Below are 683 nucleotides of genomic sequence, written 5' to 3'. Positions count from 1 at the left end.
GCTCGATCTGGGCCAGGGTCTGGTCCGCGAAGGAGTTCGACATCACGAAGGACGGGTGACCGGTCGCGTTGCCCAGGTTGAGGAGGCGGCCCTCCGACAGGACGATCAGGACCTTGCCGTCGGGGAACTTCCAGGTGTGGACCTGCGGCTTGACCTCGTCCTTGACGATGCCCTCGATCTTCGCGAGGCCGGCCATGTCGATCTCGTTGTCGAAGTGGCCGATGTTGCCCACGATCGCCTGGTGCTTCATCTTGGCCATGTCGGAGGCCATGATGATGTCCTTGTTGCCGGTCGTGGTGATGAAGATGTCGGCGGTCTCCACCACGTCGTCCAGCGTCGCGACCTGGTAGCCGTCCATCGCCGCCTGGAGGGCGCAGATCGGGTCGATCTCGGTGACGATCACCCGCGCGCCCTGGCCGCGCAGCGACTCGGCGCAGCCCTTGCCGACGTCGCCGTAACCGCAGACGACGGCGACCTTGCCGCCGATCAGGACGTCGGTGGCACGGTTGATGCCGTCGATCAGCGAGTGGCGGCAGCCGTACTTGTTGTCGAACTTCGACTTCGTCACGGCGTCGTTCACGTTGATCGCCGGGAACAGCAGGGTGCCCTCGGCCATCATCTCGTAGAGACGGTGGACACCGGTGGTGGTCTCCTCCGTCACGCCGCGGATCACGCCGCGGATC

1 protein-coding gene is annotated in these 683 nt (G+C 65.3%); it reads right to left on the bottom strand.

What is annotated here, in order from left to right:
* The coding region (locus AB4039_RS42310) for an adenosylhomocysteinase (RefSeq protein WP_442273319.1) at positions 1 to 683 on the bottom strand (683 nt) is incomplete at both ends.

Source organism: Streptomyces sp. M-16, assembly GCF_052114405.1.
In the GTDB taxonomy this organism is placed as follows: Bacteria; Actinomycetota; Actinomycetes; order Streptomycetales; family Streptomycetaceae; genus Streptomyces.
The sequence above is the reverse complement of the archived record's forward strand: the minus strand, read 5'-3'. Positions and strand labels throughout refer to the sequence as shown.